General features: G+C 71.6%; 3 protein-coding genes. 1 reads left to right on the top strand and 2 read right to left on the bottom strand.

Annotation, left to right across the window (positions count from 1 at the left end):
• Together P409_RS29920 and P409_RS29915 are read right to left on the bottom strand one after the other, a co-directional pair.
• Positions 1–1,339, bottom strand: a 1,339-nt coding sequence (locus P409_RS29920) for a sensor histidine kinase (protein WP_052121571.1), incomplete at its 3' end; no start/stop codon positions are given.
• Entirely contained in the window at positions 1,326–2,015 is a 690-nt protein-coding gene (locus tag P409_RS29915) for a response regulator transcription factor (RefSeq protein ID WP_034847008.1), read from the bottom strand. The genes P409_RS29920 and P409_RS29915, both read right to left, overlap by 14 nt.
• Before the next feature lie 249 nt (positions 2,016–2,264).
• On the opposite strand from P409_RS29915, the gene P409_RS29910 reads away from it, so the two are divergent.
• On the top strand, positions 2,265–3,176 hold the full coding sequence (locus tag P409_RS29910; protein ID WP_034847006.1) for a LysR family transcriptional regulator: 912 nt from the start codon (positions 2,265–2,267) through the stop codon (positions 3,174–3,176).
• Positions 3,177–3,389: the final 213 nt, after the last annotated feature.

Genomic DNA, 3,389 nt, shown 5'->3' with positions numbered 1-3,389 from the left:
GGTTGTCCGCCAGCGCCACCCGGATCTCGTGCAGCTGCGCCACCGCCGCCACCAGGCTCAGGCCCAGCCCGCTGCCGGGGGTCATCCGGGCGGCATCGAGCCGGAAGAAGCGCTGGAACACCTTCTCGCGCGCCGCCTCCGGAATGCCGGGGCCGGTGTCGCGCACCTGGCCGACCGGCCCGTCCGGCCCCGGCGCCAGCGACACCGCGATCTCGGTTCCGGGCGGGGTGTGGCGGATGGTGTTCTCCACCAGATTGGCCAGCATCTGGGTCAGCAGCTGCCGGTCGCCGCGGATGCGCAGGCCCGGCGTCACCGTGCCGGCCAGCCGGTATCCGGCGTCGTCCGCGACCGGGCCGTAGGTGTCGATGATGGTCTCGAACACCCCCGACAGGTCGACCGGCGCGAAGCCCTCGCGCCGCGCGCCGGACTCGATCTGGGCGATGCGCAGCAGCGCCGCGAAGACGCCGAGGATGCCGTCGATATCGGCCACCGCCCGCTCCACCGCGGCGTCGTAGTCGTCGGCGGAGGTCGCCTTCAGCCGCGCCGCCTCCAGCCGCTGTCGCATATGCGACAGCGGCGTCCGCAGGTCGTGGGCGATGTCGCTGGAGACCTGGTGCAGCCCCTGCATCAGCTGCTGGATGCGGTCCAGCATCGCGTTCAGGTTGTCGGCCAGGCGGTCGAACTCGTCGGCGCCCTTGCCGCGGCTCGGCACCCGCTCGTCGAGATGGCCGTCCATGATGTGGCGGGCGGCGGTGTTCACGGCCTCGACCCGGCGCAGGAAGCGCGCGCTCAGCACCAGGCCGCTGGCCAGCGCCAGCAGCACCGTCGCCGCGGCGCCGGCCAGGAAGAAGCGGGTGATGCCCTCCTGCAGCTCGTCCAGGTCCTGCGTGTCGCGGCCGATGAACAGGTGCAGCTCCGGCGTCAGGTCGACGCCCAGGCCGCGGATGGTGTGGCGCTCGGCGGCGCCGCTGCCGTCGGTGGTGTCCAGCGGGATGTCGGCCCAGCCGGTGACGGCCGGCACCGGCCGCAGGTTGCCGGCCAGCACGCCGCCGTCGGAATCCTCCAGCGCGTAGTAGAAATAGTCCGGGTCGATGTCGGTGATGCGGTCGTTGATCGCCTTGACGATCTCCGGGGCCGAGGTGCCGGCGACGGAGTCGCGCACGGCCTTCATCTCCGAGCTGATCGAGAGGTCGATCTGCTGGTCGGAATACTGCGTCATCGCCATGTAGGTGATGCTCGACACCACGATGATCGAGACGCTGAACAGCGCGGCGAAGCCGGCGGCCAGCCGGAACGTCGCGGTGCGGACGAGTCTAGCCCAGGAGCTAACCAGGATCACGGAGGCAGTACCCGACGCCGCGGACCGTATCCAGCAGGGGCAGGTCGAAACCGCGGTCGATCTTGCTGCGCAGCCGGCTGATATGGGTCTCCACCACCGTCGTCTGCGGCTCGAAATGGAACTCCCACACATGCTCCAGCAGCATGGTGCGGGTGACGATCTGGCCGGAGTGCCGCATCAGGTACTCCAGCAGCTTGAACTCGCGCGGCTGCAGGTCGATCGCCTGGCCGGCCCGGGTGGCGGTGCGCTTCAGCAGGTCGATCTCGAGATCGGCGACGCGGATCGCGGTCTCGACCGCGACGGCGCCGGCGCGGCGGGCCAGGGCGTCGACCCGGGCCAGCAGCTCCGCCAGGGCGAAGGGCTTGACCAGGTAGTCGTCGCCGCCGGCGTTCAGCCCCTCGACCCGGTCGCTGACGCCGCCCAGCGTGGTCAGGAACAGGATCGGCACCGTGTTGCCCTCGGCCCGCATCCGACGGGCCAGGGTGATGCCGTCGATGTCCGGCAGCATGCGGTCGACGATCAGCAGCCGGGGCGCGCAGCCCGTGCGGGCGGCCGCGGCGCGGGCCAAGCCGTCGGTGCCGGTCAGGCTGTGCTCGACCGTGTGGCCGGCGTCGCGCAGCGACCCGATGATGTGCTGGGCCGTCTCGTTGTCGTCTTCGATCAGGAGGATCTGCATGGGCGTGTCAGGCTCTCGGACAGCGGATCGCCGGCGTGACGGACCGGACCACGCCGAGAGAGCATCGCTCCCGCCGGACCGTCGCACGCCGAGACGGGGCCGCGGGCGTTCGACCCGGGGCGGGAGAGTAGGGGAAAGCCCCGGGGCCGCGTACTTACGTTTCGGTAATGCCGCGTCCATGTCGCCCTGCCGCCATGTCTTCCCATATTATCACGATATCTTCCCCGGACGGATTCGCGGGCGCGCATCGTGAACGACAAGGATCTCAAGGTGTTCGAGGCGGTGGCCCGGACCGGCGGCATCGGCCGGGCGGCGGCCGAGCTCAACACCGTCCAGTCCAACGTCACCGCCCGGATCCGGGCGCTGGAGGAGGAGCTGGGCACGCCGCTGTTCGAGCGGCACAGCCGCGGCGTGGTGCTGACCGCGGCCGGGCGGCGCCTGCGCCCCTTCGCGGTGCAGATCGCCGACCTGATCCGCCAGGCCAAGCGGGCGGCGCAGGATGACGGCACGCCGCGCGGGCCGCTGTCGATCGGCAGCATGGAGACCACGGCCGGCCTGCGGCTGCCGGACGTGCTGGCCGCCTTCACCCAGGCCCATCCCGATGTCGACCTGTCGCTGACCACCGGCACGACGCCCTGGCTGACCCGGGCGGTGATCGCGCGCGAGCTGGACGGCGCCTTCGTCGCCGGCCCGGTCGACCATCCGGAGCTGGAGGCCGAGACCATCTTCGCCGAGGAGATGGCGATCATCGCCGCGCCCTCGGTGGCGGATCTCGAGGACCTCGGCACCCTCGCCGGGCTGAAGATCGTCGCCTTCCGCTCCGACTGCGCCTACCGGCAGCGGCTGGAGAGCGTCCTGGCGGCCCAGGGCATCGTCAAGGTCAAGGTGATCGAGATCGGCACGCTGGACGGCATCATCGGCTGCGTCGCCGCCGGCATGGGCATCTCGCTGCTGCCGAAGGGCGTGGTCACCCAGGCGCTGCGCGACCGGCGGATCAGGGCCTTCCGCCCGCCGGCCTGGACCGAGCGGGTGGACACCGTCTTCATCCGCCGCATCGACGCGCACCCGTCCAGCGCCCTGTCCGCCTTCCTCAGGATCGCGCGGCCGTCGCCCGTGCCGCGGGCGGCGGAGCCGCTGGCACTGGTGCGAAGCCATCGCTGATGATGATGGCTTCCATCTGAACTAATCGCTCCCGCCGGTGGGAGCGCGCGCCTAGCTTTGGCCCATGAGCGCGACACCTCACCGGTCCGGTTCCCACGGCCATGCCCATCATTCCCCGCCCGAGGCCGGGCAGGCCTGGCGCTTCGCCGCCGCGGGGCTCTGCGCCTCGCTGGTCGGGCTGGGCCTGGCCCGCTTCGCCTACACGCCGCTGAT

Source organism: Inquilinus limosus MP06 (assembly GCF_000767795.1).
Lineage (GTDB): Bacteria > Pseudomonadota > Alphaproteobacteria > DSM-16000 > Inquilinaceae > Inquilinus > Inquilinus limosus_E.
Note: the sequence above shows the minus strand (reverse complement) of the source record. Positions and strands in the feature narration are given on the sequence as shown.

Coding starts and splice junctions, on each gene's coding strand:
- P409_RS29915 (WP_034847008.1), bottom strand. CDS start 2,015: ATGCAGATCCTCCTGATCGAAGACGACAACGAGACGGCCCAGCACATC.